We start from the raw sequence: 551 nt of genomic DNA, 5'->3' as shown, positions 1-551 counted from the left end.
CTCCCCAGAGCCAAATGCGGCTGGGGCGTGAAAACCGTCAAAAAGGCCAAGTCTAAACTGACCCCGAACCTGAAATCACGTCTGGAAGACTGGGGGCTGAAGGAGTACAACTGGTCAACGGGCCGCGGGGATTATGTGTTATGGCGCAAACCGCCTGCCCATTGGGATCAGCCGTACGAAGCGCCTGATAACTGGGATAACTGCATCAGCTGGCCGAACGGATTCATCATTGAGCTGGAAGGCTTCAAGATGACTTCCGAGGAAAACCGTGGGTCAAACTTCGACATGTACGTGATCGATGAAGGGCTGAACATCAAGCAGGAGTGGCTGAAGGTGATTCTGCCGACGCTGCGGGCCAATGTCGGAAAATTCGATTCCCCGTTACACCACATGCTGTTTGTGTTTTCGTCGCCTCCCTGGAAACCCGATGCCCAGTGGATCTGGAAAATTGAGGAAGACGCCAAACGGGAGCCTGAAAACTATTATTTCTGTCTGGTGAAGACCCGCGATAATCAGGCGTTTTTACCCCACGATTATATCCCTACCCTGAA

General features: G+C 52.6%; 1 pseudogene. It reads left to right on the top strand.

The window, feature by feature from the left end:
• Positions 1–27: 27 nt before the first annotated feature.
• Positions 28–551 (top strand): annotated as a pseudogene (locus tag BLX24_RS31085) (hypothetical protein); the annotation flags it as partial.

Source organism: Arsenicibacter rosenii, from assembly GCF_001870735.1.
GTDB lineage: Bacteria > Bacteroidota > Bacteroidia > Cytophagales > Spirosomataceae > Arsenicibacter > Arsenicibacter rosenii.
Note: the sequence above shows the minus strand (reverse complement) of the source record. Positions and strands in the feature narration are given on the sequence as shown.